The organism is Caulobacter soli, from assembly GCF_011045195.1.
GTDB lineage: Bacteria > Pseudomonadota > Alphaproteobacteria > Caulobacterales > Caulobacteraceae > Caulobacter > Caulobacter soli.
This window is the reverse complement of the sequence record NZ_CP049199.1, coordinates 57,389-83,005: the sequence shown is the minus strand read 5'-3', so window position 1 is coordinate 83,005 and position 25,617 is coordinate 57,389. Positions and strand designations below refer to the sequence as shown.

26 protein-coding genes and 1 pseudogene are annotated in these 25,617 nt (G+C 70.0%); 7 read left to right on the top strand and 20 right to left on the bottom strand.

All coding sequences use genetic code 11. The features are described from left to right. Nucleotides 1–5: 5 nt before the first annotated feature. Entirely contained in the window at nt 6–884 is an 879-nt protein-coding gene (locus G3M62_RS00375; RefSeq protein ID WP_165183922.1) for an ABC transporter ATP-binding protein, read from the bottom strand. A 190-nt stretch (nt 885–1,074) separates the two neighbouring features. On the opposite strand from G3M62_RS00375, the gene G3M62_RS00370 reads away from it, so the two are divergent. The 3 genes from G3M62_RS00370 to G3M62_RS00360 are packed head-to-tail and all read left to right on the top strand — an operon-like array spanning nt 1,075 to nt 3,023. After that, complete coding sequence (locus G3M62_RS00370) at nt 1,075–1,752, top strand: fumarylacetoacetate hydrolase family protein (RefSeq protein WP_165183921.1); 678 nt, start codon at nt 1,075–1,077, stop codon at nt 1,750–1,752. Between the two features lie 10 nt (nt 1,753–1,762). After that, entirely contained in the window at nt 1,763–2,404 is a 642-nt protein-coding gene (maiA, locus tag G3M62_RS00365; RefSeq protein ID WP_165183920.1) for a maleylacetoacetate isomerase, read from the top strand. Next, nucleotides 2,397–3,023 (top strand): carbonic anhydrase, encoded by a 627-nt coding sequence (locus tag G3M62_RS00360; RefSeq protein ID WP_165183919.1) that lies wholly within the window; start codon nt 2,397–2,399, stop codon nt 3,021–3,023. The genes maiA and G3M62_RS00360 overlap by 8 nt, the downstream gene beginning before the upstream one ends. A gap of 176 nt (nt 3,024–3,199) precedes the next feature. Here G3M62_RS00360 and pbpC read toward each other — a convergent pair whose 3' ends face one another. From pbpC to G3M62_RS00340, 4 genes are all read right to left on the bottom strand, one after another. After that, on the bottom strand, nt 3,200–5,242 hold the full coding sequence (pbpC, locus tag G3M62_RS00355; RefSeq protein WP_165183918.1) for a penicillin-binding protein 1C: 2,043 nt from the start codon (nt 5,240–5,242) through the stop codon (nt 3,200–3,202). Between the two features lie 131 nt (nt 5,243–5,373). Then, nucleotides 5,374–10,422 carry an alpha-2-macroglobulin family protein gene (locus G3M62_RS00350; protein ID WP_165183917.1) on the bottom strand — a complete coding sequence of 1,683 codons (5,049 nt, stop codon included), beginning with the start codon at nt 10,420–10,422 and terminating at the stop codon, nt 5,374–5,376. Between the two features lie 99 nt (nt 10,423–10,521). Next, complete coding sequence (locus G3M62_RS00345) at nt 10,522–11,355, bottom strand: carbonic anhydrase (protein WP_165183916.1); 834 nt, start codon at nt 11,353–11,355, stop codon at nt 10,522–10,524. Nucleotides 11,356–11,439: 84 nt separating this feature from the next. After that, nucleotides 11,440–11,913 (bottom strand): Lrp/AsnC family transcriptional regulator, encoded by a 474-nt coding sequence (locus G3M62_RS00340; RefSeq protein WP_165183915.1) that lies wholly within the window; start codon nt 11,911–11,913, stop codon nt 11,440–11,442. 120 nt (nt 11,914–12,033) lie between these two features. Here G3M62_RS00340 and ald point away from each other — a divergent pair, with 120 nt between their 5' ends. Next, entirely contained in the window at nt 12,034–13,146 is a 1,113-nt protein-coding gene (gene ald / locus G3M62_RS00335; protein ID WP_165183914.1) for an alanine dehydrogenase, read from the top strand. Between the two features lie 74 nt (nt 13,147–13,220). Here ald and G3M62_RS00330 read toward each other — a convergent pair whose 3' ends face one another. The 3 genes from G3M62_RS00330 to G3M62_RS00320 form a co-directional block, all read right to left on the bottom strand. Further along, nucleotides 13,221–13,508 carry a hypothetical protein gene (locus G3M62_RS00330; protein WP_165183913.1) on the bottom strand — a complete coding sequence of 96 codons (288 nt, stop codon included), beginning with the start codon at nt 13,506–13,508 and terminating at the stop codon, nt 13,221–13,223. Nucleotides 13,509–13,570: 62 nt separating this feature from the next. Then, nucleotides 13,571–14,275, bottom strand: coding sequence for a glycosyltransferase family protein (locus tag G3M62_RS00325; protein ID WP_165183912.1), 705 nt, complete (start codon nt 14,273–14,275; stop codon nt 13,571–13,573). A 65-nt stretch (nt 14,276–14,340) separates the two neighbouring features. Continuing rightward, the gene (locus G3M62_RS00320; RefSeq protein WP_165183911.1) at nt 14,341–15,216 is read right to left on the bottom strand and encodes a bifunctional regulator KidO; all 876 of its coding nucleotides are present in this window, start codon (nt 15,214–15,216) and stop codon (nt 14,341–14,343) included. 99 nt (nt 15,217–15,315) lie between these two features. Here G3M62_RS00320 and G3M62_RS00315 point away from each other — a divergent pair, with 99 nt between their 5' ends. After that, nucleotides 15,316–16,326, top strand: coding sequence for an XdhC family protein (locus G3M62_RS00315; protein WP_246263407.1), 1,011 nt, complete (start codon nt 15,316–15,318; stop codon nt 16,324–16,326). A gap of 35 nt (nt 16,327–16,361) precedes the next feature. Here G3M62_RS00315 and moaC read toward each other — a convergent pair whose 3' ends face one another. Genes moaC through moaA form a run of 5 tightly spaced genes read right to left on the bottom strand, consistent with a single transcriptional unit; the run spans nt 16,362 to nt 19,132 of the window. Continuing rightward, the gene (moaC, locus tag G3M62_RS00310) at nt 16,362–16,832 is read right to left on the bottom strand and encodes a cyclic pyranopterin monophosphate synthase MoaC (protein ID WP_165183909.1); all 471 of its coding nucleotides are present in this window, start codon (nt 16,830–16,832) and stop codon (nt 16,362–16,364) included. Nucleotides 16,833–16,845: 13 nt separating this feature from the next. Then, nucleotides 16,846–17,397, bottom strand: a complete 552-nt coding sequence (moaB, locus tag G3M62_RS00305; protein ID WP_165183908.1) for a molybdenum cofactor biosynthesis protein B — start codon at nt 17,395–17,397, stop codon at nt 16,846–16,848. Between the two features lie 9 nt (nt 17,398–17,406). After that, entirely contained in the window at nt 17,407–17,847 is a 441-nt protein-coding gene (locus G3M62_RS00300) for a molybdenum cofactor biosynthesis protein MoaE (RefSeq protein WP_165183907.1), read from the bottom strand. Then, a complete protein-coding gene (locus G3M62_RS00295; protein WP_165183906.1) occupies nt 17,844–18,083 on the bottom strand; it encodes a MoaD/ThiS family protein in 240 nt (79 codons plus the stop codon). Before G3M62_RS00295 ends, G3M62_RS00300 begins: the two co-directional genes overlap by 4 nt. 2 nt (nt 18,084–18,085) lie before the next feature. Beyond that, the gene (moaA, locus tag G3M62_RS00290; RefSeq protein WP_165183905.1) at nt 18,086–19,132 is read right to left on the bottom strand and encodes a GTP 3',8-cyclase MoaA; all 1,047 of its coding nucleotides are present in this window, start codon (nt 19,130–19,132) and stop codon (nt 18,086–18,088) included. Nucleotides 19,133–19,161: 29 nt separating this feature from the next. Here moaA and G3M62_RS00285 point away from each other — a divergent pair, with 29 nt between their 5' ends. Further along, a complete protein-coding gene (locus tag G3M62_RS00285; protein ID WP_165183904.1) occupies nt 19,162–19,782 on the top strand; it encodes a nucleotidyltransferase family protein in 621 nt (206 codons plus the stop codon). A gap of 4 nt (nt 19,783–19,786) precedes the next feature. On the opposite strand, the gene G3M62_RS00280 is transcribed toward G3M62_RS00285, so the two are convergent. The 7 genes and pseudogenes from G3M62_RS00280 to G3M62_RS00250 all read right to left on the bottom strand — a co-directional run bounded on the left by G3M62_RS00280 (nt 19,787) and on the right by G3M62_RS00250 (nt 24,569). After that, entirely contained in the window at nt 19,787–20,203 is a 417-nt protein-coding gene (locus tag G3M62_RS00280; protein WP_165183903.1) for a hypothetical protein, read from the bottom strand. A gap of 76 nt (nt 20,204–20,279) precedes the next feature. Beyond that, nucleotides 20,280–20,504, bottom strand: a complete 225-nt coding sequence (locus G3M62_RS00275; protein WP_165183902.1) for a hypothetical protein — start codon at nt 20,502–20,504, stop codon at nt 20,280–20,282. Nucleotides 20,505–20,559: 55 nt separating this feature from the next. Continuing rightward, on the bottom strand, nt 20,560–20,910 hold the full coding sequence (locus G3M62_RS00270; RefSeq protein WP_165183901.1) for a hypothetical protein: 351 nt from the start codon (nt 20,908–20,910) through the stop codon (nt 20,560–20,562). A 215-nt stretch (nt 20,911–21,125) separates the two neighbouring features. Continuing rightward, nucleotides 21,126–21,386: a hypothetical protein gene (locus G3M62_RS00265; RefSeq protein ID WP_165183900.1), complete on the bottom strand. Its 261-nt coding sequence runs from the start codon at nt 21,384–21,386 to the stop codon at nt 21,126–21,128. Nucleotides 21,387–21,555: 169 nt separating this feature from the next. Further along, nucleotides 21,556–21,690 (bottom strand): annotated as a pseudogene (locus tag G3M62_RS26850) (LuxR C-terminal-related transcriptional regulator); the annotation flags it as partial. 132 nt (nt 21,691–21,822) lie between these two features. After that, nucleotides 21,823–24,018: a xanthine dehydrogenase family protein molybdopterin-binding subunit gene (locus G3M62_RS00255; RefSeq protein WP_165183899.1), complete on the bottom strand. Its 2,196-nt coding sequence runs from the start codon at nt 24,016–24,018 to the stop codon at nt 21,823–21,825. Continuing rightward, nucleotides 24,015–24,569: a (2Fe-2S)-binding protein gene (locus tag G3M62_RS00250; protein ID WP_165183898.1), complete on the bottom strand. Its 555-nt coding sequence runs from the start codon at nt 24,567–24,569 to the stop codon at nt 24,015–24,017. The genes G3M62_RS00255 and G3M62_RS00250 overlap by 4 nt, the downstream gene beginning before the upstream one ends. Nucleotides 24,570–24,715: 146 nt before the next feature. Between G3M62_RS00250 and G3M62_RS00245 the strand changes: the two genes are divergently transcribed. Further along, nucleotides 24,716–25,594 (top strand): precorrin-2 dehydrogenase/sirohydrochlorin ferrochelatase family protein, encoded by an 879-nt coding sequence (locus G3M62_RS00245; RefSeq protein ID WP_165183897.1) that lies wholly within the window; start codon nt 24,716–24,718, stop codon nt 25,592–25,594. Nucleotides 25,595–25,617: the final 23 nt, after the last annotated feature.

Below are 25,617 nucleotides of genomic sequence, written 5' to 3'. Positions count from 1 at the left end.
CGCCTTTAGGCCGCGCACCGGGTGTTGGACAGGGTCGAGAAATAGACGTCCTCCAGCCCGCCCTCGACGCGGACGAAGCCGTCGCCCGGGTCTTGGTCGGCCAGGACGTGGATCACCGTGCGGCCGGCCAGCAGGCGGGTGGAGATCACCTGATGCCTGGCCTTGGCCGCCTCGAGCTCGGCCTTGTCGATGATCTTCTTCCAGATGCGGCCCGACAGCTGGCGGACCAGGTCGGCGGGCGCGCCTTCCTTGACGATGCGGCCGTCGCAGATGATCGCCATGGCCGGGCAGAGGTCGGACACATCCTCGACGATGTGGGTCGACAGGATCACCACCACGTTCTCGCCGATCTCGGCCAGCAGGTTGAGGAAGCGGTTGCGCTCCTCCGGATCCAGGCCCGCGGTGGGTTCGTCGACGATGATCAGGCGCGGATCGCCAATCAACGCCTGGGCGATACCGAACCGCTGGCGCATGCCGCCCGAGAAGCCGGCGATGGCCTTCTTGCGCACGGTCCACAGATTGACCTGGTTGAGCAGGCTCTCGACGACGTCCTTGCGCTCCTTGGTCCCGGCGATCCCCTTGAGCACCGCCATGTGGTCCAGCATGTCGTAGGCGCTGACCCGCGGATAGACGCCGAAGTCCTGCGGCAGGTAGCCCAGGGTGCGCCGCAGCAGGTCGGGCGACTTCAGCACGTCGATATCGCCGAAGCGGATATGGCCCGACGTCGGGGCCTGCAGGGTGGCCACCGTGCGCATCAGGGTCGACTTGCCGGCGCCGTTCGGACCCAGCAGGCCGTACATGCCGCGCGGGATCGTCAGATTGACCTCGTCGAGGGCCTTCACGCCGTTGGCGTAGACGTGCGTCAGGTTCTCGATGATCAGCATCGTCGGTCCCGGGCCCCTTCGACGTCGGCGTGACGGGTTTTCGCCACAATTGCCCACCCGTCATGCCTTGTCGTCGCAGGTCGGGGCAAGTGAAAGAACGTTTAGACGGACCTCATGGCCGGCATGTTGCAGGATGATGTCCTCGCGAAGGTGACTTTTGGCGGGCGCGGTTTGGGTCTAATCAGACGCCATGACCAACTTCGCCTTTGCTCCGCCCGCCCAATCCACGGTTCCGGTCGCGGGAACCGACGCGGTCTTCCCGGTGCGTCGCATCCTCTGCGTCGGCCGCAACTACGCCGCCCACGCCCGCGAGATGGGCGCGGACGGGCGCGATCCGCCGTTCTTCTTCGCCAAGCCGGCCGACGCCGTCGTGACGGGCGGCAAGGTCCCCTACCCGGTCGCCACCCACGACCTGCACCACGAGATCGAGCTGGTGGTGGCCCTGAAGTCGGGCGGCGCCAACATCGCGGTCGAAGAGGCCATGAGCCACGTCTTCGGCTACGCGGTCGGGGTCGACCTGACCCGCCGCGACCTGCAGGCCGCGGCCAAGACCAAGAGCCATCCGTGGGACGCGGCCAAGGGCTTTGACGCCAGCGCCCCGATCAGCGCCATCGTCCCCGTCGGCCAGGCCAAGCCCGACGGCGCGATCACCCTGAGCGTCGACGGCCAGCCCCGCCAGGCGGGCCAGATCGCCGACATGATCTGGACCATCCCCGAGATCATCGCCGAGGCCTCCAAGCTGTGGACCCTGGCGGCCGGCGACCTGATCTTCACCGGCACCCCCGAGGGCGTGGGCCCCATCGGCCGGGGCGAGCGGATCGTCGGTCAGGTCGAGGGCGTGGGCGAGCTCGCCTTCACCGTCGTCTGAGGCGCGCGCCGTGAAACTGACCCTCCACAGCGCCTGGCGGTCCAGCGCGGCCTACCGGGTGCGCATCGGCCTGAACCTCAAGGGCCTGGCCTACGACATCGCGCCGGTGAACCTGGTCTCGAACCAGCATCAGGGGCCGGCCTTCACGGCCCTCAATCCCCAGCGCCTGCTGCCGGCCCTGGAGGTCGACGGCAAGATCCTGACCCAGAGCCTGGCGATCCTGGACTGGCTGGACGAGACCGTTCCGGAGCCCGCCCTGCTGCCGGCCGACCCGTTCGACCGCGCCACGGTGCGAACCATGGCCCACATCATCGCCAGCGACATCCACCCGGTGAACAACCTGCGCATCCTGCGCGCCCTGACCGAGCTGGGCGTCGACGAGCCGGGTCGCGAGGCCTGGATCGGCCGCTGGATCACCGACGGCTTCACGGCCCTGGAAGGGCTGATCGTCGCCCACGGCCAGGGCTTCGCGTTCGGCGACACGCCGGGCCTGGCCGACTGCTGCCTGGTCCCCCAGGTCTACAACGCCGAGCGGTTCAAGACCGACCTGACGCCGTTCCCGGCCATCCGCGCGGTCGCCGCGCGCTGCGCCGAGCACCCGGCCTTCGCCGCCGCCCATCCCAACCAACAGCCGGACGCCATCCATGCTTGAAGACCTGAAGAGCAACAACCTGGCCTGGTCGCTGCGCAAGACCGAGGCCGACCCGCAGTTCTTCAAGCGCCTGGAGGGCCAGCAGAGCCCCGAATATCTGTGGATCGGCTGCAGCGACAGCCGCGTGCCGGCCAACGAGATCGTCGGCCTGGATCCGGGCGAGCTGTTCGTCCACCGCAACGTCGCCAACCTGGCCCCGCCGCAGGACGCCAACTACCTGTCGGTGCTGCAGTTCGCGGTCGACGTGCTGAAGGTCAAGCACATCATGGTCGTGGGCCACTATGGCTGCGGCGGCGTGGCGGCGGCCATCGACGGCAAGCGCCGAGGCCTGGTCGACCACTGGCTGCACCCGATCCGCGAGGTCCACGCCGAGCACAAGCACGAGCTGGAGGCGCTGCCGTCCGAGAAGGACAAGCTCAACCGCCTGTGCGAGCTGAACGTGGCGCGCCAGGTGCGCAACGTCGCCTCCGACGTCTTCGTCCAGGACGCCTGGGCGCGCGGCCAGACCCTGTCGGTGCACGGCTGGGTCTATTCGCTGAGCAACGGCCTGGTGACCGATCTGGAGGTCGGGATCTCCAACCTGGCGGACTACGAACGCGTCGCCAGCGGGCCTTGCTGAGGCCCTTCCCTCTCCCCTTGCGGGAGAGGGTGGCCCTGCGAAGCAGGGTCGGGTGAGGGGTCGAAAATCCTGACCGCCGCGACCAGCCCGTCAGCTGTCGCGGCGGTTTTCGTTTGAGAGACCCCTCATCCGTCAGCTTCGCTGACACCTTCTCCCGCAAGGGGAGAAGGAACCGGTTAGCCACCCTTGATCCGCACTCGCGCCGAGGCCGCTCTTCCCTGACCGTCCACGACCTTCAGCCGGTAGAACCCCGGCGCTGGCGGTCGCCAGATCACCTTGCCGCTGACGGGATCGGCCGACAGCGGCGCGCCGGCGACGTACCAGGTCAAATCCTCGCCACCCGCGGCCATGACCAGGCCGCGCGAGCCGGGACCGACGCTGTCGACCTGCACGGTGGCCCCGTCGGGCGGAAAGATCAGGCGGGGGCCTTCGGAGGCCTGTTGCAGGCGCTGCAGCGCCCCGGGCGCCGCCTTGGGCGCGATCGGGCGCGGGGCGATGGCCGGGGCGTTGATGACGTCGGCGACGTCGAACAGCAGGGGCAGGGCCGCGTCGCGTCCGGTCAGGCCGCCGCGCGCGCCGCCGTCGGCTCGGCCCGTCCAGACGATGATCGCGTAGCCGCCGACCACGCCGGCCGCCACCGCGTCGCGGAAGCCGTACGAGGTGCCGGTCTTGAAGGCCATAGCCGGTCCGCCCTTGGTCAGGGCCGAGGGCGCGCGGCCGCGGGGCGCCGGGGCCTCGCGCAGGATGTCCAGCACCTGGGCGGCGGCCTCGGACCGGACGATGCGGGTTCCGCCCTGGTGCTCGCGTTGTTTCGCCTCGGCCTCGGTGAAGGCCAGGGGCTTGGCCACGCCGCCGTCGCCGAGCGCCGCATAGAGCACGGCCATGTCGCGCGGCGTGATCCCCGCCCCGCCCAGGGCCAGGGCGAGGCCCGACGCCTTGATCGCCGTCTTGGGGCGCACCAGCCGCACGCCCGCGCTCTCGAGGCGAGCGGCGAAGGCGTCGGGGCCGATCTTCTCCAGGGTGGCGACAGCCGGCACGTTCAGCGAATAGGCCAGGGCCTCGCGGGCCGTGACCTTGTCGTGGAACACGTGGTCGAAGTTCTCGGGCTGGTAGTCGGCGAAACGGGTCGCGGCGTCGTCGATCTGGGTGTCGGGCGCCAGGGCGCCGTCATCAAATGCGAAGGCGTAGATGAACGGCTTCAGCGCCGAGCCGGGCGAGCGAATGGCCCGGGTCAGGTCGATCCAGCCGCCGGGTCGCTGGCGCCCCGCCGAACCGACCAGGGCCCGCACGGCGCGGCTCTTGATCTCGACCACCAGGATGGCGGCGGTGACGTCCGGGCCCTGGGAGGCGGCCACGGCGGCGGCCATGGGTTCGAGGCGGGTCTGGAGGTCGGCGTCGATCGTCGAGACCACGCTGGGCTGCCCGGCCGGGGCGGCCAGGGCCAGCTCGCCGGCCGCGTGCCAGGCCAGGGTCGGGAAGGTCCCGCGCCTGGGGATCGGCTCGGCGTCGGCCTCGCTGGCGGCGGCCTCGGTCAGGACGTGGGCGCGGACCATCTTGTCGAGCACCGCGCGGCGGGCGGCGCGGGCGGCCTCCGGGCGACGGTCGGGGCGGCGGGCCTCGGGCGACTGCGGCAGGGCGATCAGCAGGGCCTGCTCGCCGTCGGTCAGGCTGGTGGGCTCATGGCCGAAATAGGCGAGGCTTGCTGCCCGCACCCCCTCCAGATTGCCGCCATAGGGGGCCAGGGTCAGGTAGAGGGCCAGGGTCTCGCGCTTGGTCAGCCGCGCCTCCAACTGGGCGGCGCGGACCATCTCGATCAGCTTGGAGCCCAGGTTGCGCGGCCGAGGCTCCAGCAGGCGAGCGGTCTGCATGGTCAGGGTCGAGGCGCCCGACGTGGCCCGGCCATGGACCACCGCCGAGCCGACCGCCCGGATGAGGGCCAGGGGATCGACGCCCAGGTGGCCGTAGAACCGCGCGTCCTCGACAGCGACCAGGCGCTTCTGAAAGGTCTTGTCCGTGCGATCGAGATCGGCCCGCACCCGCCAGCGCCCGTCCTCGACCGGCAGGGCGCGCAGCCAGGCGCCGCGATGGTCAAGCACCACGGGCGAGGAGCGTTTTGCGCGGGCCATGTCGGGCGGGAAAGCGGCGCCGAGGGCGAACAGCGCCACTTGCAAGCCGACGAAGGCGACCAAGGCTCGGGTGAGGCGGGGGATGGTGATCATGACTCTATGCGGCGAACACTTGCCCCCTACGGACCGCTTCGCGGTCGTCTTCCCCCCAAAGGGGGAAGAGCGCTCCGCCCCCTACGGGGGCGGACAGATCGCGAAGCGATCAGGTGGGGGCAAGTGTCAGCCTACCCACCCGGCGCCACGTTGATCCGCCCCGCCTCCGACCGCGCGTTCAGGCTGGGCCGGTACATGTCCTTGGCCACCGCGCCGGGCAGGAAGAACTCACCCGGCGTCACCGCCCGCGCCACATAGGCCATGGCGAACGGCTTCTCGCCGCCCAGGTCCAGCGCGGCGATGTAGCGGTCGTCGCGGCTTTCCTGGACGTCCGGATTGGTCAGCTCGCCCAGGAACTTGAACGGACCGTTCTGGGCGTCGTCGGCGCCCAGCGTGGTCTCGATCTCGAAGCCGGCCGGCAGGGCGTCGTCGACCACCAGGGCGGTCGAGCGGGCCTGCATCGAGCGACCGGACACCAGCACGATCACCCGGTCGCCCTGGTGGATCTGCCATGGATCGATCGACCCGCCGTTCATCGAGAACAACCGCTTGGACACCGAGATGCCGTTGGCCTCGGCCCCCGGGGCGACGACCGGCGTGCCGCGCACGCTGACCGTCCGCCACAGGGCGCCCTTGCCGGCGTTGGTGAAGCGAGCGTCGGCCAGCTTGCCCACCGCCCAGCGCGGCGCGCCGCCAGCCGGCGGCAGAGCCGTCACCCCCTGGGCGTCGATGGTGATCGGACCGGCGGCCTTCAGCAGCTGGTAGGCCGCCGACAGCACCGCCGCCTGCTCCTGGGTGTTCAGGGCGTCGGGATCCTTGACCACGTTCTCCAGCCGGCCCTGCAGTTGGCGAGCGATGTCGCCCTGACCGGCCTGGACCGCCAGGGCGGTGATCGCGGCGACGTCGCGCAACGGGCTCTGGTACCAGTCGCTGTCGTCGCGCCAGCCCAGCGAGCGGACCGCCTGGCGCATGGCCGAGCGAGCCCGGGCCTGATCGCCCATCAGGGCCAGACCCGCCGCCACCTGGGCCTTGGCCAGGGGCTGGTCCTCGTCCTTCATCTGCACGTCGTGCCACCAGCGCAGGCGCGCCAGGTCGCCGCGACCGGCCTTGGCCATCACATAGAGGGCGTAGGCCGAGGCGCGCCGGCGCATGCGCTCGGTGGCCTTCTTGGAGTCGTCGGGCGTGCGGCCCCACCATTCGGGATATTCCAGGCGATAGGAGACCGAGCTCCAGCCGTCGGGACGGCTGATCTGGCGCATGGCGTTCAGGGCCTTGTCCATCGCCTCGTCCGGCACGGCCACGCCCTGGGCTTTCGCTTCCACCAGGAAGTCGGTGGCGTAGGCGCCCAGCCAGGCGTCGGCCTCGCCGTCGCCCACGCGCCACAGCCCGAAGGCCCCATCCAGCGTCTGGCGATCCAGCAGCTTGCCCACCGCCCCGGCCAGGATCGCCGGGTTGCGCTTGAGCTTGGGATCGCTGGAGACGCTCTGGGCGTACAGCAGCGGATAGGCGGTCGAGACCAGCTGCTCGGTGCAGCCATAGGGGTAGCGCTGCAGGGCCACCGCGATCGCCGACGGGTCGAAGCCCTTGAACGGCGAGTAGCTGACCTGCAGCGTGATGTCGCCGGCCGCCAGGCCCGACAGCAGCTGGGCGTTGGGGGTGTAGCTCATGCCCGGCTGCTGCAGCTCGGTGGTGGTGCGCACCACGTCGCCCCAGCCCAGGCGGGTCTGGATCGGATAGTCCTTGGCCGTCTGGAAGCCGGGGCCGGCCACCTTGAAGCCGACCTTGCCGATCCCCGTGACGGTCGGAGCCAGGAAGGGGATCTTCTCGGCGATCCGCTGACCCAGGACCAGTCTGATCACCTTTTTGAAGGCCACCGCGATGCCGTTGGTGGCGTTGGCTTCCACCGTATAGGCCCCGGCCTTGCCCTCGACATTGTGCAGCTCCAGCGTGGCCATCGGCTTGTCGCCGGGAGCCAGGAAGCGCGGCAGGTTGAGGTCGGCCACCACCGGCTGGCGCACGGTCAGGGGCTTGGAGCCCGAACCGACGGCGGTGTCGGTCCAGGCCACGGCCATGATCCGCAGCTCGCCGTTGAAGTCGGCGGCCGGAAGTTTCACCACCGCCTTGCCGTCCATGCCGGTCTCGACGATGCCGGACCACAGGGCCACGGTCTTGATCGGCGTCACCGTCAGGCCCTCGCCGCCCAGCTCGTCGGCGCCGAAATTGACGTTGGCCGGCGCGCCCATGTTCGGGTCGAGCAGGCGGCCGTAATCGTCGCGATAGTTCAGCGTCAGGGCCCGCTTGCCGAAGTACCACTTCACCGGGTCGGGGCTGTCCTGACGGGTCAGGCGCAGGATGCCCTCGTCCACGGCCGCGATGGTGACCTTGGCCTTTTGACCGAAGCCCAGGCCGTTGACCTTGATCGGCACCTCGACCGGGGCCTTGCTGTCGATCTTCACGGCCGTGCCGATATCGACCGTCAGCTTGCGGCCCTTGGGCTCCAGCGGGACATAGATCAGGCCCAGGGCCCGCTTGGGCTTGGGCGAGCTGACCGGATCGCGCGGCTGGATGACGGTGACCATCACATAGGCCCCGCCGCCCCACGCGGCCGAGGTCTTCAGCTTCACGGTCGTCCCGTTCTCGCCGACGCTGAGGGTCTTGAAATCGATCAGGCGATCGGTGGCGACCGCCACCTGCACCTGGCCGGCATAGGGCGACTTCAGGGCGATCTCCACCGTGTCGCCTTGCGCATAGGCCTTGGTCCCGGCGCTGACCCGCACGAAGTCGGGCGCCTCGCCTTCCTTGGCGGGCGAACCCCAGCCCGAGGAGAACTTGGTCACGGTCTTGGAGCCGTCAGGACCCTCGATCACCAGGCGATAGTCGCCCCAGCCCAGGCGGCGGTTGAAGCGCGCGGGCGCGCCGGCGCCGATATTGACCGTGGTCTTGGCCACCACCGCGTCGCGGCTGGTGCGCCGCCACTGCCAGCGGCCGTCCTGCTGGAACCAGTCATAGCTCCAGTTCTCGCTGATCAGGGTGTAGGTCGCCGTCGATGAAATCCGGGCGCCGGCGGCGTTGACCGCGATCATCTCCAGGCTGACCGGCGGATCGCCGTTGCCGGCGTCGCCCTGCTCGACCTTGACGCCGTAGTAGACGGGCTTGCCGCGCACCTTCAGCTCCAGGCCTTCGCGCACCGGACGGCCGCCGGGCTCGAACACCGAGGCGGTCACCGCCGCCACCAGCGGCTGGGCGGTGTCGCCGGCGTCCGTCGTGGCCAGGTTCAGCATGGCGTGGCCGTCGCCGTCGGTGACGGTCGTGCCCAGCTCGATGAACTTCTCGTCGAAGGGCGCCAGATCGTCGCCCCACTCGAAGCCCTTGTACTGCGGGAAGGGATCGGTGTCGGTGCGCAGCCGCGCCTCGCCCTGGGTCTGCAGGCCCGCGCCCGGCGCGCCGTAGAGGAAGCGGGCCGAAACGTCGATCTTGCGCTCCTGGCCGGCCGCGACCGGCACGGACTCCTGGCCCGTGGCGGTGACCGCCAGCCGTTGCGGGGCGAAGTCCTCGACGCTGAAGCTGAACGAACCGGCCTCGGCGTCGCTGCCTTCCATCTTCAGCACCGCCGTCCAGCGGCCGCGCGGGGCGCTGCGGGGCAAGGCGATGTCGGCCAGCACGGCGCCGGCGTCGGCGCGGCTGAAGTTGTAGCGCTTGAACTCCACGCCCGAGGGCCGCTTGACCAGGATGTAACCCTTGCGGTCGTTGACCGCCTTGGCCAGGCGGTCGCGGACCATGGCCGTCAGGTGCACGGTCTCGCCGGGACGGTAGATGCCGCGGTCGGCATAGAGATAGCCGTCGATGTCGGTGGACAGCGCCCGGCCGCCGTCGGACTCGGTGCGGCCGCCGACGCCCTGCTTGGACAGGTCGACCGGCGAGCGGTCCAGGTCCATCACCGCCAGGTCGCCCTGGTCGCCATAGGCCATGACCATCTTGGCGCGCGAGGCGCCCTCGCCTTCCAGCAGGGTGTGGGCGAAGCGCGCGCGACCGTCGGCGTCGCTCTTGGCCACGGCCAGGTCCTCGCCGTCCTTGGCCACCAGGGTGACCTTGACGCCCGACAGGGTCTTGGCGGTCTTCAGCGAGCGGACCACCACGTCCAGCGACTCCGCGCCGTCGTAGCCGATCAGCGCCATGTCGGTGAACATGATCCAGCGACGGGCCTGGGCCGGGGTGGGGTCGCCCTCGCCGTCCGGATCGCGGCCGCCCGAGGCGTCGCGCGCCTTGATCACATAGCCGCCCGGCTTCATTTCCTTCAGCACCGCGCCCAGCGGGAAGACGGTGGTCGCCTTCTGGCCGGCCGCGCCCTGGACGTTGATCACGCCCTTCCAGACCTGGCGGCCCTCGTCGTCGGGGCTGTCGTCGCCATAGTCGCTGGCGTAGTCGCCCTCGCCGGTCGGATCGGGCGCGCTGATCGACTTGCGCACCAGGTTGCGGTCCGACACGCGCCAGACCTCGATGGCCAGCTTGGAGACGTTCAGGGTCTCCAGGGCCACGCCGTCGGAGTCCTCGCGCGGCAGGATCACGCCGTCGCCGGCGAAGCCGACATACGGGGGCTTTTCTCCAAACGTGAAGTCGACGTCGGCGTTGGCGGCCAGGGTCTCGCCGTTCTTGCCGGGCAGGCCCTTGAGCAGGGTGACGCGGTGGTCGGTGAAGCCGATCCCGCCGATGCACAGCTCGTCGTTCTTGACCCGCACGGCCGGCTGGCGGCCCAGGTCCGGCGATATCAGCACGAAGTCGGCATAGGCCTTGGACGGGTCGAGCGGCTTGCTCATCTGGACGCAGGCCATGGGCTCGGCGCCGGAACTGTCGATACGGCTCTGCCAGACGGCGAAGCCCTCGGGCTTGGGAACGCCGCGACGGGGCGCGTTGGCCGCGCGGGGCTTGCCGAACAGCGACCAGGCCTGGCCCTTGGGGGCCTCGGCGGTGGCCGCCGACTTGCCGCCGAACCAGCCGAAGTCGGCGACCTTGCCGACGGCGAAACCACCGCCGAAGCCGAGCACCAGGGCGGCCGCGCCCACCGCGACCAGGGGCGACTTCAGGCCGGGCGGGATCTTGCCCTTGAAGGCGTCCCAACGATCGGCCCAGGAGGAGGAGGGAGCGCCGTGATCGCCTTCGGGCGGAGTCTCGTCCGTCGACATCCCAGGTCTCCCAACTTTAGCGTGTCGGGGGACTTGAGCCTAAGCCGGGCAAGGGGTCAACGGCTCTATGATACCTCTCCCGCGAGGAGATAAGGACTTCTAGGCGTCGAACGCCACCAGGCCGCTGGCCAGGTCGTAGGTGGCCGAGACGATCTTCAGGCGGCCTTCGGACAGCTTCTCGGCCAGCACGCCGTCGGCCACCTTCAGGCGGGCGGCGACGTCGCGGACGTTCTGGCGGATGGCCGCGTCCTGCAGGTCGGCCGGGTGCTTGTCCTGCGCCTCCAGCACCGCCGGGATGATCGGCAGCACCATGTTCAGCAGGGCGCCGTGCAGGTCGACATGCTTGGTCGCCACGTCCACGGCCGCGCCGACGGCGCCGCACTTGGTGTGGCCCAGCACCACCACCAGCGGCGCGCCCAGATGCTCGACGGCGTAGACGATCGAGCCCAGGCCCTCCTGGCTGACGGTCGAGCCCGCCACCCGGACCACGAACAGCTCGCCCAGATTGCAGTCGAAGATCAGCTCGGGGCCGGTGCGGCTGTCGCTGCAGCCGACGACCACCGCGAACGGCTTCTGGCCCTTGGACAGCTCCGCGATCCGCGCCAGCGTCGGCAGGGCGATGCTGGCCCCGCCGCGCGCGAAGATGGCGTTGCCTTGCTTCAGGCGACCCAGCGCCTCGTCCGGGCTGACGGCCTGGGGCGGATGCACCTCGGCCGGGTCGACCGCGTTGGGATCTTCCAGCGGCTTGACCTGGGCCAGGGCCTTGTCGAGCGCGGCCTTGTCGGTGGCCTGGGTCTTCAGGGCCCGGCGGGTGCGGCGACCCTTGCGGGTCAGCACCGACGGCGGGGCGGCGCCGTCACCCTCGGCCCAGGCCAGGGCGGGCGCGGCCAGGCCGGCGCCCAGGGCGCCCAGCAGCAGACGTCTCGAAACCATCTCATCCCCCGACGAGTGTAGCGGTTAGTTCGACGCTACTTATGGCGGCAAAGGGTTAACCACGGCGCAACGCCAGGTTCCCGTTCAAAGCGGCAATTCGACACGTTTGACCACGGTGCGCAGGGCGATCGACGAGCTGACCCGGACCACGCCGGGAATGCGCGTCAGCTCCTGGGCGTGCACCCGCTCCAAGTCGTCGACGTCGCGCACCACCAGCCGCAGCAGATAGTCCGAGCCGCCGGTCATCAGATAGCACTCGGCCACCTCGCGCACGTGGGAGATGGCTTTTTCGAAGGCGCTGAGCGTGGCTTCCGCCTGGGACGACAGGGTGACGGTGACGAAGACGCTGAGCGGCAGGCCCACCGCCCGCTCGTCGATCACGGCGGCGTAACGCCCGATCACTCCGGCGTCCTCCAGCGCTTTCACGCGGCGCAGGCAGGCGGATTCGGAAAGATTCACCGCCTCGGCCATTTCCACATAGCTGGCCCGGCCCTTCCGCTGGAGCAGGGTCAGCAGCTTGCGATCGAAGGCGTCGAGGTTGGCCGCAGGTTTCTTCACGACGGAGGCTCCATGGCGCAGGATTCCTGCATAACACGGATACCGTCACATGAAATGCCCCAGGAACCTGCAGTCTGGCAGGCGTAAACCAGCGTCAAAGGCTCATTGGAGGAGACTATCATGCGCGTTGGAGTGCCTTCCGAGATCAAACCGGGCGAACACCGGGTTGGCCTGACCCCCACCGCCGTGCGCGAGTATGTGGGTCATGGTCACTCGGTGCTGGTCCAAGCCGGCGCGGGCCTCGGGGCCGGCTATGGCGACGACCTCTATGTCAAGGCCGGCGCGACCCTCGCGCCCGACGCCGACGCGGTGTTCGCGGGCGCCGAGCTGATCATCAAGGTCAAGGAACCCCAGAAGATCGAGTGGGAGCGTCTGACGCCCCGCCACATCCTGTTCACCTATCTGCACCTGGCGCCGGATCCGGCCCAGACCGAGGGCCTGCTGGCCTCGGGCGCGGCCGCCATCGCCTACGAGACTGTCACCGACGCGCGCGGCGGCCTGCCGCTGCTGGCCCCGATGTCGGAAGTGGCCGGGCGCATCGCCGTCTTCTCGGCGGCCGAGACCCTGCTCAAGCACAACGGCGGCATGGGCCTGTTGCTCTGCGGCGTGCCGGGCGTGCCCCCGGCCCGGGTGGCCGTGCTGGGCGGCGGCGTGGTCGGCTCCAACGCCGCGCGCATGGCCGCCGGCCTCGGCGCCGAGGTGGTGGTGCTGGAACGCTCGATCCCGCGCATGCGCGAGCTGGACGACCTCTACCAGGGCCGCATCCTGACCCGCTATTCGACCTTCGCGGCCGTCGAGGAGGAGATCCTCAAGGCCGACGTGATCATCGGCGCGGTGCTGACCGCCGGAGCCGCGGCCCCCAAGCTGGTCAAGCGCGAGCACCTGTCGAAGATGAAGCCGGGCTCGGTGCTGGTCGACGTATCGATCGACCAGGGCGGCTGTTTCGAGACCAGCCACCCGACCACCCACGCCGAGCCGACCTATGTGGTGGACGGCGTCGTGCACTACTGCGTGGCCAACATGCCGGGCGCCGCGCCGCGCACCTCGTCCGAGGCCCTGGGCAACGCCACCCTGCCCTTCGGCCTGGCCCTGGCCGACCACGGCCTGGACGCGCTGAAGAGCAACATCCACCTGGCCAAGGGCCTCAACGTCCTGAACGGCCAACTGACCCATCCGGCCGTGGCGCAGGCGCTGGGCAAGACCTCGGTCGATCCCTACGGCGCCTGGAAATAGGCCCGAAAAACGACGCGGCCTCCGCCCTGGCGAGGGCGGAGGCCGTTTACGCGTAACGCTTACTGTCAGAGATATCAGGACGTCATCAGATCGCGCTTGGTCAGCTTGGTGGTGAACTTGCCGTCCACCTCGGTCAGGCTGGACATCGGCACCGTGATGGCCTTGCCGTCGAGCAGGATCTGGGGCGAGCCGCTGGGGTCGATCTTGTAGATCGGGGCCAGCTTCTTGCCGTCGGCGTCGTAAAGCAGCTTGCCGATCAGGACCTTTTCCAGGGCGGATTCAGCGGCGGCGGTGCTCGCGCCGACGAGGGCCGACACCGGCAGAAGCGCCGAAAGGGCGACGATCAGGCCAAACTTCTTCATCAATATAGCTCCCCGTTGTTTTTATGAGGCCCGCCGGAACGCGGGGCCAACCAACATGGAGCTTAGGCGGCGAAGCGGCCCAGATCCTGGTGGCTCTCCACCAAGTCCAGCACGTCGTGCATCGAAAACCCAGGGTCGGCCGCGTAGAGCGCGTCATATATCGTACGGGCGAAGGCGAGGTCGGCCGGGGTCTTCACGCGCCAGTCGTAATGCGACCAGTCGCGGTGGGTCTTGAGGTGGGCCTGGCGGAAGCGGTCGGGCCGTTCGCGGATGGCGGCGGTCGGCGAGATCATGGCCAGGGGATCGCGAACCTCGGCGGCGGCGGCGCGCAGCGCCTCGACGGTGATCACCTCGACCTCCAGCCCGGCCGGATAGGTGCGCTCGACGCGGTTGGAGGTATAGGCCGCGCCCGTGACCTGGGCCAGGCGGACGGCTTCGTCGACCACGGCGGGATCGACGAACGGAGCGTCGCCCTTGATCCGCACGATGTGGCTGACAGGACCGGCGGCCTCGGCGCAGCGGGCGATGCGGTCGAGAATGTCGCTGCCCGAACCGCGATGCACGGCGTAGCCGCGCGACACCACCAGACCGGCCAGGCCATCGTCGGCGGCGTCGCTGCTGGTGGCGACGATGATCTTGTTCAGGCGTCGGGCGCTGCGCAGCCGCTCCAGCTGGCGCAGGATCATCGGCTGGCCCTGGAGGGTGGCGACAGCCTTGCCGGGCAGACGCTTGGAGCCCATGCGGGCCTGGACGACGGCGAGGATCATGGCGTTCGGCTCCCTCTTTCTGTCTCAGCGCTCATTCGGAGGCTGAGCTTCGATTCGCCTGATCGTCAGGCGACCCAACGTCGCGGGTCCAGGGCCACCGGATCGTCGATGGCCATGTCGTCCCAATCGAGGTCGGGGGGCGGGCTGGAAGCGGCGGCGACCACGGCGGAAAGCTCGGCGGCCGAGGTGACGCCCACCAGGACGGCGCTGGCCTCGACGCGCGACAGGGCGAAGCCCAGCGCGGCCTGCAGCGGATCGGAACGGCCCTCGGCGATCATCCGGCGCACCTTCGACAGGCGGCCCGAGGCCCCCTTCAGCTGGGCGGGAACGCGGTCGGGCGGCAGGAACAGCAGGCCGTTCAGGAAGATCGAGCGCAGCTGCACTTCCACGCCCATGCCGGCGATGCGTTGCAGCGAGCCATCGGCCAGCAGACGCTGGTCCAGCAGGCTGGCGGGGGCTTGCAGGATGTCGGGCTTGAAGCGGCGGGCCACGCCCACCGGATCGTCGCTGGCGTGGGCCGCGACGCCGATCTTGGCGAACAGGCCTTCGTCACGCAGCCGGGCCAGGCGGTCCCAGACCGCCGCGCCATGGGCGCCGAACAGTTCGGAGGGCGAGGACACGATGATGGCGTCGGCGCGCTCCAGGGCCAGGCGGCGCAGGGAGGCGCGGGCCTCGGCCTCGACGAAGTCGGGACCGCGATCGGCGCGAGCGGCCGACAGGGTGACGCGGAACGGCACGGGACGCGGGATCAGATCACCCAGCACCTGCTCGGCCCGGCCGTAGTTGCCGGACACGTCCAGCACCGACAGACGGGCGCGGGCGGCGATGCCGAGGATGTCGCGAGCTTCGGTTTCCGGCGACCGGGCGCGCGGCGACGCACTCATGCCGTCCAGCCCGAACTGGGCGGCGGCGAGACCGAGCTTGGAAACGGAAAGCGACATGGAAATCCGTGCGGATGAACACCAATGACGCGAACCGTACGCCCCAAGGTTTGAAGAAGGCGTTTCTGGAAACTTGCCGAGGGGTTAATGTCCGCCCCAATGAAGCTTCCCGATCTCGCGCTCGACTTGGCCGCCGAAGCCCCTGGCGACTGGCCCCTGTTCGGCCTGGCCGACGACATGCGCCCCGCCCTGGCTCGAGCGCTGATGTGCGGTCCCGCCGCGTTGGCGACGATTATTTCACTCGGCGACGGCGGTCCCCGGCCGATCGGCACCCAGATGGTGTTCGGCCAGGACGCGGCGGGCGCGGCGACGCGCGCGGGCTTCCTGTCGGGCGGCTGCATCGAGGCCGACGTCGAGGATCACGCCCGCGCCTGCGTCGCCGACGGCCGCCCCCGGCGACTGGTCTATGGCGAGGGCAGTCCCTGGCCCGACATCCGCCTGCTGTGCGGGGCCCGGATCGAGATCCTGGTCGAACGCATCGCCCCGGACGATGCGGCGGCCCGCGAACTGCTGGCCCTGGCGGCCGCCCGGGCGCCGGCGATCTGGATCAGCGACGGCGAGCGGCGGCTGTGCGCGCCCCTGCCGGAGTTCGTCTCGGCCTGGCCGCAGGCCTTTTCGCGCCGCTTCGATCCGCCGCCCCGCCTGGTGGTGTTCGGCGGCGACCCGACCGCCCTGGCTGTCGCCAGCCTGGGCGCCCAGTCCGGTTTCCAGACCACCCTGGTCCGCCCCAAGGGCCCGACCGCGCCGCCGCCCCTGGCCGGCGTGGCCTATCGTCGCGACGCGGTCGCCAGCGCGGCGGCGGCGATCGGCCTGGACGCCTGGACGGCGGTGGCGATCTGCGGCCACGACCAGGACGTCGACCACCAGGCCCTGCTGGCCGCCCTGCCCTCGGCCGCGCCCTATGTCGGCCTGCTGGGCGCGCGGCGGCGGTTGGGCGAGCGGCTGGACCGCCTGCGCGCGGCCGGCGTGGGCGAGCGGGACCTGCAAAAGCTGCGCGCCCCGATCGGCCTGGACCTGGGCGGCAAGGCGCCGTTCGAGGTGGCCGTGGCGGTGATCGGCGAGATCATGGCCACCCGGCACGGGCAACCGGCGCTGGCGCGGCGTCTATAAAACCCCCTCTCTCTAGAGAGAGGGATTCAAAAGCCCTACTCCGCCCGCCAGTCGCCCGACTTGCCGCCGGTCTTCTCGGCCAGGCGCACGGCCTCGATGACCATGCCCTTCTCGGCGGCCTTGAGCATGTCATAGATCGTCAGGCAGGCCACCGAAACGGCGGTCAGGGCCTCCATCTCCACGCCCGTCTGGCCCTTCAGCTTGACCCGAGCCATCACCGCCAGACCGCCCTCGGCCGCCTCGACCGAGACCTCGACCTTGGACAGGGCCAGGGGATGGCACAGCGGGATCAGGTCGGCGGTTTTCTTGGCCGCCATGACGCCCGCGATCTCGGCCACGGCGCGCACGTCGCCCTTGCGGCCGGTTCCCGATATGGCCAGCTCCAGGGTCGAGGGCCGCATCCGCACGAAGCCGACGGCGATCGCCTCGCGGACCGTCTCGGCCTTGTCGGAGACGTCGACCATGCGGGCGCGGCCCTGGTCGTCGATGTGGGTCAGGCGAGTCACTGTTCCAGCAGTCCTATTGCTCTAGGAGTCGGGGCATCAGTTCGACCATGTTGCAGGGCTTGTGGCGGCTGTCGAGCTGGGCCGCGATGACCTTGTCCCAGCCGTCCTTGACCGCCCCGTTGCTGCCCGGCAGGCAGAACACGAAGACACCGTCGATCAGGCCGGCCGTGGCCCGGCTCTGCAGGGTCGACAGGCCCACCGAGGCGTAGCTGACCAGGTGGAACACCACCGAGAAGCCGTCGATCTTCTTGTCGAACAGCGGCTCCAGGGCCTCCACCGTGATGTCGCGGCCCGTCAGGCCGGTGCCGCCGGTGGTGACGATGGCGTCGACCTGGCCGCCGGCGATCCAGTCGCGGACGGTCTTGCGGATGGTCTCGATCTCGTCGCGGACCACCGCCCGGCCGGCCAGCGCGTGCCCGGCGGCCTTCACGCGGTCGACCAGCAGCTGGCCGGAGGTGTCGGTGGTCTCGTCGCGGGTGTCCGACACGGTCAGGATCGCCACGCGGACCGGCTTGAACGGAAGCTCCGGCTTGATACCGCCGCCGGGGGTTAGACCTGCCGACATCTTCTTCTCCTAGTCCCAGCGCTGCGCGTCGGTCCTATCCTGAGCCGTCGGCTCGATCCAGCGGCCGCCGTCCGGGCCGTGCTCCTTCTTCCAGAAGGGCGCGCGGCTCTTGAGGTAGTCCATCAGGAAATCGCAGGCCTCGAAGGCGGCGCGGCGATGGCCCGCCGCCGTGGCCACGAAGACGATGGCCTCGCCCGGCGCGATGCGGCCGATGCGGTGGACGATGCGGTAGTCCTGCAGCTCGAACCGCGCCTTGGCCTCGTCGGCGAAGGCGGCGATCGCGGTGTCGGTGAAGCCGGGATAGGCCTCCAGCTCCAGCGCCAGGGCCTGGCCCCGCTCGGCCCGCGCCAGGCCGACGAAGCTGGCCACCGCCCCGGTCTCGTCACGGCCGGCGCAGAAGGCGGTCAGGATCTCGCCCGGCTCGAAGGGTTCGGCGACGAGGGTGATCATCCGCCGCTCATCGGCGGCAGGAAGGCCACTTCGGTGGCGGCGGCCAGGCTGGCCTCGCCCCGGACCACGACCTTGTCGACCGCCACCTGCACGCCGGGACCCGTCAGGGCCTCGCCCAGCGCGGCGTCGCCGGCCGCCAGCAGGTCGCGCAAGCTCGCCAGGGACGAGGCCTCGACGAGACGATCGCGCCAGCCGGCCAGGTCGGCCAGTCGTCCGAACAGCAGCACCCGCGCCACGATCAGCCGCCCGTCGTCGACATGTGACGGGCCACGGCCGGCCGCAGGGCGTCGATGTGGAAGTCGTGACCCTCGGGCTTGGCGCCGATCGCCATGAAGATCGCCCGCTCCAGTTCCGCGTCGCTGGCCCCGTCGCGGATCACCGCCCGCAGGTCGCTGGCGTCATCGCGGCCCAGGCAGGTGTGCAGGGTGCCCGTGCAGGTCAGGCGCACCCGATTGCAGGCCTCGCAGAAATTGTGACTGAGCGGCGTGATGAAGCCCAGTCGCCCGCCGGTCTCCTCGACGCGGACATAGCGGGCCGGGCCGCCGGTGGCGTAGGCGAGATCCGTCAGGGTCCAGAACGAGGCCAGGTCGCGCCGGACGTCCTTCAGCGACAGGTACTGCTCGGTGCGATCCACCTCGACCTCGCCCAAAGGCATGGTCTCGATCAGGGTCATGTCGGCGCCCAGGCCATGGGCCCATTGGATCAGGGCCGGCAGTTCCCGGGCGTTGTCGTGCTTGAGGGCCACGGCGTTGATCTTGACCTGGATGCCGGCGGCCAGGGCCGCGTCGACCCCCGCCAGCACCTTGGACAGGTCCCCGCCCCGGGTCAGCTTGCGAAACAGGTCGGGCTTAAGGGTGTCGAGCGAGACATTGATCCGCCGCACGCCCAGCCGCGCCAGGTCGGCGGCGTGAGCGGCCAGCTGGGTGCCGTTGGTGGTCAGGGTCAGCTCGTCCAGGGCCCCGCTGGCCAGATGCCGCGACAGCCGCTCGACCAGGGTCATGATCCCCTTGCGCACCAGGGGCTCGCCGCCCGTCAGCCGCAGCTTGCGCACGCCCAGGCCCACGAAGGTCGAAGCCAGGCGGTCCAGCTCCTCCAGCGACAGGACCTCCGCCTTGGGCAGGAAGGTCATGTGCTCGGCCATGCAGTAGGTGCAGCGCAGGTCGCAACGGTCGGTGACCGAGACGCGCAGATAGGTCACCGCGCGGCCGAAACCGTCGATCAGACGGCTTGGCGGGCGCGAGGCGCGGGTAACCGCTTGCGCGGGGCTGGCGTCATAGGGCGTCATGTCTGTCTGTAAGATAGGCGCGCGACGGCATGGCGGAAAGAAAAAGCACGCGGTGCGACGCCGTGGTCCTGGCGGCCGGGGCCGGGCGCCGGTTCGCCGAGCAGTCCGGCGGCCGCAAGCTGCTGGCGCCGTTCGAAGGTCGCCCCCTGGTGGCCGGCGCCTTGGATGCGGCGTTCGCGGCCCCCGCGCGACGCGTGCTGCTGGTCACCGACGGCGACGCGGAGCTGGCCAAGGTCGCCCGCGATCAAGCCCAGGCCCTGGGCCGCGCGGACGATCTCGACATCGTCGTGGCGACCGACGCCGCCGAGGGCATGGGCGCTTCTCTCCGGGCGGCCGCTCGCGCCCTGCCGACCGATTGCGACGCGGCCTTCGTTTTTCTCGGCGACATGCCGCGCGTTCCGCTCGGCCTGGCGCGAGACCTGGCCCAGGCCCTGGTCCCGGGCGTCGACGCCGTCGCGCCATGCTTTTCGGGACGGCGCGGCCATCCGGTGCTGTTCGGAAAGGTCTGCTTTCCCGCCCTGCGAAACCTGGGCGGCGACCTCGGCGCCCGCGAGGTGCTGGCCGCCCTGGACGAACGCCTAGCGCTGGTGGAGAGCGGGGACGCCGGTGTCCTGTTCGACGTCGATCGGCCCGGAGACCTCACCCGATAGCGGATCAGGAGCGGGCGTGATCGCGACGATGGCGGCCGGCCCAGGTTCCGAACGCGATGCACGCCAGGATCCCATAGCTCCAGATCGCCATGCCGGCCTTCAGGGTGTTGAAGGTCACCCGGAAGTCGATCATCACCGCGATATGGGAGCCGACGATGATCGCCATGAACGCCGTGGCGACGATCGTCCAGAGGAGGCGGCTGCGCGTCGAGATCCAGGCGAAGATCACCAGCGTCGTGATGTCGATCGCCAGCAAGGCGTAGTCGGCGTTGTAGGGGTCGCGGTCGTGAACCAGGATCGACCCCAGCCACGAGGCCAGCAGCGTCGCGCCGTTCCACCGCGCGGGCTGATCGCCGCGCCACATCGCCAACCCGCAGACCAGGATCGCCAGTATCAGGGAAATGAGGGTGTGAAGCTGCAAGGTGGTGACGCCCGAGACTAAGATCGGGCGTCACCATGCCTCAGACGAGAATTCCAGAGAAGCAACCTCCGGTCGGTCAATGCCGGGTCCGGCGGCCTTCCCACAGAATGGTCTTCACTTCCTCGATGATGCTCAGCGCGCCATCGGCGTCGCCGGCCTTGTCGAGAGCCACCAGCTGGGGCATCAGCACCGACAGAATTCGGCGCTGCACGGGTCCAAGAGCGCGCAGGTGTTGACGGAACTCATTGAGCTCGTCGTCCGAGGTGTCCTGCTGCGACTGGACGGTCTGGGCGGTGCTCATTGCACGTCTCCCATGAGTCTAAGGACGGCTTGCGCCGTGAACGGACCAGATGGCGTCAGGCGGCCAGGCCGCCGGACACCGCCTGCAGGCGGCCGGTGGTGCGCGTCACTTCGACTCCCTTGTCCAGGTCGCCGACGGCCAGGGCGCCGCAACCAATCTGGGTGCGCACGGTGGCCAGGGCGCTGTGCGTCTCGATGATCGTCCGGCGCGCGGAAACGATGTGGGCCAGGGTCTCGCCCAGGTTGGCGACGGCTTCCTGACCGAGCACGGCGGACAGCTTGGACTCCAGCCGGAGCGAGGGCAGCAGGCCCATCAGTTCGGCGGTTTCGCGCAGGGCCGCGTCGATGGCGGCTTCGGCGCGCATCAGCTTTTCAGCGCCAGCGCGAGCGGCTTCGGTACGTTTCATGGCATGGCTCTCCCGTCGCACGGGTCCCCCCCGTACGTTCAAGTCAATGAAATGGTTTTTGGAAGTTCGGCGTCAGTTCGCCGGAGGCGGGCTCCAGCCCTCGCGGAACCGCTGAAGGGCGTAGAGGAATTCATGGGCGCCCATCGTGACCGTCCCGAGCAGGATTCCGCCCAGGGTGGCGACCGCGAGGATCAGACCCAGCCATTGCAAAGGAGTCAGGTCATCGCGCCAACTCCTTCCGTACGCAGGGGCGTGTCGTCCGCCAGGAAGGCCGTCGCGGCCAGGACCCTCAGGAGCAACTTGCCCGGCGGGTCGCCCGCCGCCTGCGCCTTGCGCAGCGCCGAGACCGTCTCCGCCACCAGGCGACCGCGTTCCGGCGTCCCCGCCATCAAGGTCAGACCCTCTTCCAGGGACTGCCAGCTCGCGATGAAGAAGGCCGAGGCCGGGCTCGAACTGTTGGCGGAAAATTTGGTCATGGCTGCTCTCGCTGTTGAAGCGAGAAGAGCCCTCGGACTGGGCCGTGGCTAGCTCAGCCGATTGCTTACGGTAGTCATTACCGGGGTCGGTTTCCCAGGCGATGAAGGCCAGGGCGGCGTCGCGACGGTTCAGGCCGGCCAGCCGGCGCCGCGCGCTGAGCACGTGCATCTCGACCGTCTTGGGCGAAAGGCGCAGCAGGCGGGCGATTTCCTTGGACTGTCGATGCTGAGCGATCAGCCGAAGAATCTCCCGCTCTCGAGGAGTCAGCCGCTCAAAGCCCAGGTTGTCACCAGAGTCCACCATGCCGCTAAAATGGTTCGCGGCTCGCCCGACGTCCAGCAAGACTTGACCGATCGTGTCCGCGCGGTGCGCGATCCGTCAAACTCGCATCGAATTTCGCTACGCCGAGCGCCCTTTATTTCGCTCGCGTGACGGTCAGACCCCGGCGCGAACGAACGGCAGGCGGGTCGTCGGCGTCTTGGACAGCGCCAACAGGGCGTTGGCCACCGCCGGAGCGATCACTGGCGTGCCTGGTTCGCCGACCCCGCTGGGCGGATTGCCGGAGGGCACGATGTGGGTCTCGACTGTCGGCGCCTCGTTCATCCTCAGCACGCGGTAGGTGTCGAAATTGCTCTGGTCGACCTTGCCGTCGGTCAGGGTGATCTCGCCGTAGAGCGCCGCCGACAGGCCATAGCAGGTCCCGCCCTCCATCTGGGCGGCGATCTGGTCGGGCGAGACGGCCACGCCGCAATCGATCGCCGTGACCACCCGGCCGACCCGGGGATGGCCGTCGACCAGCTTGACCTCGGCGACCTGGGCCACGACCGAGCCGAAGCTTTCGTGCACGGCCACGCCGCGCGTGAAGCCCGCCGTCGGCGCGGGACCGGCCTTCTCGACCGCCAGGTTCAGGGCCGCCAGGTGACGGGCGGCTTCGGGACCGGCCTTGGCGTACAGGGCGCGGCGATAGTCCACCGGGTCCTTGCCGGCCTTCAGCGCCAGCTGGTCGATGGTGTGCTCCATGACGAAGGCGGTGTGGGTCGCCCCCACCGATCGCCACCACAGCACCGGAACCCCGCCCTCGGGCAAGGCCAGTTGGGCGTCGACGATCGGGGTGGCCTTCAGGTAGGGCGAGCCGGACGTTCCCTCGATCGCGGTCTGGTCGGGGCCCTTCGAGGGCATCGGCGAGTCCTTCATGATCGACTGGGTGACGATCCGATGGCGCCAGGTCGCCGGATAGCCGTCCTTGTCCAGCGTCACGCGCACGGCGTGGTGAACCAGCGGCCGGAAGAAGCCGGCCTGCATGTCGTCCTCCCGGGTCCAGACCAGTTTCACCGGCCGGCCCTTGCCGACCTTCTGGGCGATGGTCACGCACTCGGCCACGTAGTCGGACGGAAAGTTGGCCCGCCGGCCGAACGAGCCGCCGGCGTAGAGGGTCTCGATCTCGACCGACCCAGGCAGCGTCTTGACGATCTTGGCCGCCGCCATCTGGTCCAGGGTCTGGGCTTGGGAACCGTGGATCAGCTTGACCTTGTTTCCGTCGACGATCGCCACGCAGTTCATCGGCTCCATGGTGGCGTGGGCCAGGTAGGGAAAGTCGTAGGTCGCCTCGAGGACCTGGGCCCCCTTGCCGGCCGAAGCGGCCGCGGCCTCGCCCTTGGAGTCGAAGGCCTGCCACTTCAGGTCGGCGGGACCCTTGCCGGCGGCGATGTCGCGCCACTGCTGGGCGATCGTCGCCGAGCTGCGGGTCTCGACCTTGCCCTCGTCCCACTCGATCTTCAGCGCCTCGCGGCCCATCCGGGCGGCGAAGGTGGTGTCGGCGACCACCGCCACGCCGGTCGGGATCTCGTGGACGTCGACCACCCCGGCCACCTTCCTGGCGTCGTCGGCGTTGAAGCTCTTCACCTTGCCGCCGAAGCGCGGCGCGTGGGCGACCACGGCCACCAGCATGTCGGGCAGCTGGACGTCTTGGGTATAGCGGGCGGTTCCGTTGCTCTTGATCAGGCTGTCCTTGCGACGCACGCGGTCGGTGCCGATCAGGGTGAAGGTCTTGGGATCCTTCAGGGTCGGGGTCTCGGGCGGGGCGATCTTGGCGGCGTCGGCGATCAGCTCGCCGAACCCGGCGCTCTTGCCGCCGGCGTGGCTGACCACCCCGTCCTTGACGGCGATTTCGCCGACCGGGACGTTCCATCGCGTGGCCGCCGCCTGCACGAACATCGCCCGCGCCCCGGCCCCGGCCTTGCGCAGCTGCTCCCAGGAATTGGAGATCGCCGAGGAGCCGCCGGTCAGCTGGATACCGGCGGTGGTGTTGCCATAGAGCTTGGCGTTGGCCGGCGCGTGGACGACCTTGACCCGGCTCCAGTCGGCGTCCAGCTCCTCGGCCACGATGGCCGCCAGGCCGGCGTGATTGCCCTGGCCGAACTCGATGTGCTTGGACAGCACGGTCACCGCCCCGTCCGGATCGAACCGGATGAACGGACCGAACGCCCCGGGCTCGACCTTGGAGCCGGCGCTCATCAGGTCGGCCGGCGAACAGCCGACCAGCAGGGCTCCGCCCACGAGGGCCGCGCCGACCACCACGTCCCGGCGGCTGACGCCATCCTGGGGCTGGAGTTTCCGGAACGGCCCGTTCATTGACCCACCCCCCGGCTGGTCGAACCAGACGCCGCGGCGATCTCGTCGTCGACATCGTTGGAGGCCACGGGTTGGGCGGGCGGCGCGGCGACCACCGGCGCGGCGGCCAGGCCGGCGGCGTCCTTGATGGCGGCGCGGATCCGCTGATAGGTGCCGCAGCGACAGATGTTGCCGCTCATGGCGTTGTCGATGTCCTCGTCGCTGGGCGCCTTGGTCTGGGCCAGCAGGGCGGCGGCCGACATGATCTGGCCCGACTGGCAGTAGCCGCACTGGGGCACGTCGTGGCGGACCCAGGCCTGCTGCAGCGGATGGGTTCCGCCCAGGCTCTCGATGGTGGCGATCTTGGCGCCCTCCAGGGCCGCGATCGGGGTCACGCACGAGCGCACGGGATCGCCGTTGACGTGGACCGTGCAGGCCCCGCACTGGGCCATGCCGCAGCCGAACTTGGTGCCCGTCAGGCCCAGTTCGTCGCGCAGGACCCATAGCAGGGGCGTCTCGGGGGCGGCCTTCACGGCGACCGTCTTGCCGTTGATGTCCAACGTCGACGTCATGGCTTTCGCCTCCCACGCGAAAAGCGGGGCCCGACAGCCCAGCCAGACCGAATCTAACACTGCTAAGACCCAAACCCGCCAGTGAAATCTTGGTTCAGGCAGGCTAGCCTGACCGTGACGTTCGTTGCCGTGTCAGGACCCGCGCCTTGGATTCCTTCCCCGCCTACTTCCCGCTCGCCGGCCGCAAGGTCGTGATCGCCGGCAGCGGCGAAGCCGCCGACAACAAGGCCCGGCTGTTCGACGGTTCGCCGGCCACCCTGGTGCGGGTCGACGGCCACGCCGCCTTCCTGCCGGGGACCTATGCCGGCGCCGTGCTGGCCTTCGTGGCCGGCGACGACGAGGTGTTCCTGCAGGCCGCCGCCAGCGCCGCGCGCGCGGCGCGGGTGCTGGTCAATGTCGTCGACAAGCCAACGATGAGCGACTTCAACACCCCCGCCGTGATCGACCGCGGCGAGGTGGTGGCGGCCGTCGGCACGGGCGGCGCCTCGCCGACCCTGGCCACCAAGCTGCGCAACGACATCGAGGCCCAGGTGCCGGAGGGCTCGGGCCGGGTGGCGGCGCTGCTGCGCAAGTTCCAGGACGAGGTGCGCGGCGCCCTGCCCGCCCTGCACGAGCGCCGGGCCTTCCTGCGCGACGCCGTGGCCGGCGAGGCCGCCCAGGCGGCCATGGCCGGCGACATGGACAAGGCCGGCCAGCTGTTCCGCCAGGCCCTGGCCAAGGGCGTGGGCCGCGAGGGCAAGGTGCGGTTCATCGCCGGCAAAGGGCCTTCGGACCTGCTGACGCTGCGCGCTCTCCGGGCGCTGGGCGCCGCCGACGTGTTGGTCGCCGACGAGGGCGCCGATGCGGAGGTCGTCACCATGGCCCGCCGTGACGTCCATCGGCTGGACCCGGCCGAGGTCGGGGCCGAGCGTCTGATCGAATTGGCCCGCGAGGGAAAGCAGATCGTCCGGCTGGTGGTGGCCCCGGTCGATCCGGCGGTGGTTCAGGCGCTCGCGGCGGCTTCGGTGGCGGTCGAGGTGATCTGATTGTTCCGCTCATCCCGGCATTC

What these genes read in the sequence shown, in the direction of transcription:
- ald (WP_165183914.1), top strand. Translation starts at nt 12,034, where the DNA reads ATGCGCGTTGGAGTGCCTTCCGAGATCAAACCGGGCGAACACCGGGTT.
- G3M62_RS00330 (WP_165183913.1), bottom strand. Translation starts at nt 13,508, where the DNA reads ATGAAGAAGTTTGGCCTGATCGTCGCCCTTTCGGCGCTTCTGCCGGTG.
- G3M62_RS00300 (WP_165183907.1), bottom strand. Translation starts at nt 17,847, where the DNA reads ATGATCACCCTCGTCGCCGAACCCTTCGAGCCGGGCGAGATCCTGACC.
- G3M62_RS00275 (WP_165183902.1), bottom strand. Translation starts at nt 20,504, where the DNA reads ATGAGCACCGCCCAGACCGTCCAGTCGCAGCAGGACACCTCGGACGAC.
- pbpC (WP_165183918.1), bottom strand. Translation starts at nt 5,242, where the DNA reads ATGATCACCATCCCCCGCCTCACCCGAGCCTTGGTCGCCTTCGTCGGC.
- G3M62_RS00350 (WP_165183917.1), bottom strand. Translation starts at nt 10,422, where the DNA reads ATGTCGACGGACGAGACTCCGCCCGAAGGCGATCACGGCGCTCCCTCC.
- G3M62_RS00255 (WP_165183899.1), bottom strand. Translation starts at nt 24,018, where the DNA reads ATGAACGGGCCGTTCCGGAAACTCCAGCCCCAGGATGGCGTCAGCCGC.
- G3M62_RS00270 (WP_165183901.1), bottom strand. Translation starts at nt 20,910, where the DNA reads ATGAAACGTACCGAAGCCGCTCGCGCTGGCGCTGAAAAGCTGATGCGC.
- moaB (WP_165183908.1), bottom strand. Translation starts at nt 17,397, where the DNA reads ATGTCGGCAGGTCTAACCCCCGGCGGCGGTATCAAGCCGGAGCTTCCG.
- moaA (WP_165183905.1), bottom strand. Translation starts at nt 19,132, where the DNA reads ATGACGCCCTATGACGCCAGCCCCGCGCAAGCGGTTACCCGCGCCTCG.
- G3M62_RS00360 (WP_165183919.1), top strand. Translation starts at nt 2,397, where the DNA reads ATGCTTGAAGACCTGAAGAGCAACAACCTGGCCTGGTCGCTGCGCAAG.
- G3M62_RS00325 (WP_165183912.1), bottom strand. Translation starts at nt 14,275, where the DNA reads ATGATCCTCGCCGTCGTCCAGGCCCGCATGGGCTCCAAGCGTCTGCCC.
- G3M62_RS00285 (WP_165183904.1), top strand. Translation starts at nt 19,162, where the DNA reads ATGGCGGAAAGAAAAAGCACGCGGTGCGACGCCGTGGTCCTGGCGGCC.
- G3M62_RS00375 (WP_165183922.1), bottom strand. Translation starts at nt 884, where the DNA reads ATGCTGATCATCGAGAACCTGACGCACGTCTACGCCAACGGCGTGAAG.
- G3M62_RS00250 (WP_165183898.1), bottom strand. Translation starts at nt 24,569, where the DNA reads ATGACGTCGACGTTGGACATCAACGGCAAGACGGTCGCCGTGAAGGCC.
- G3M62_RS00320 (WP_165183911.1), bottom strand. Translation starts at nt 15,216, where the DNA reads ATGTCGCTTTCCGTTTCCAAGCTCGGTCTCGCCGCCGCCCAGTTCGGG.
- G3M62_RS00265 (WP_165183900.1), bottom strand. Translation starts at nt 21,386, where the DNA reads ATGACCAAATTTTCCGCCAACAGTTCGAGCCCGGCCTCGGCCTTCTTC.
- G3M62_RS00370 (WP_165183921.1), top strand. Translation starts at nt 1,075, where the DNA reads ATGACCAACTTCGCCTTTGCTCCGCCCGCCCAATCCACGGTTCCGGTC.
- G3M62_RS00315 (WP_246263407.1), top strand. Translation starts at nt 15,316, where the DNA reads ATGAAGCTTCCCGATCTCGCGCTCGACTTGGCCGCCGAAGCCCCTGGC.
- G3M62_RS00345 (WP_165183916.1), bottom strand. Translation starts at nt 11,355, where the DNA reads ATGGTTTCGAGACGTCTGCTGCTGGGCGCCCTGGGCGCCGGCCTGGCC.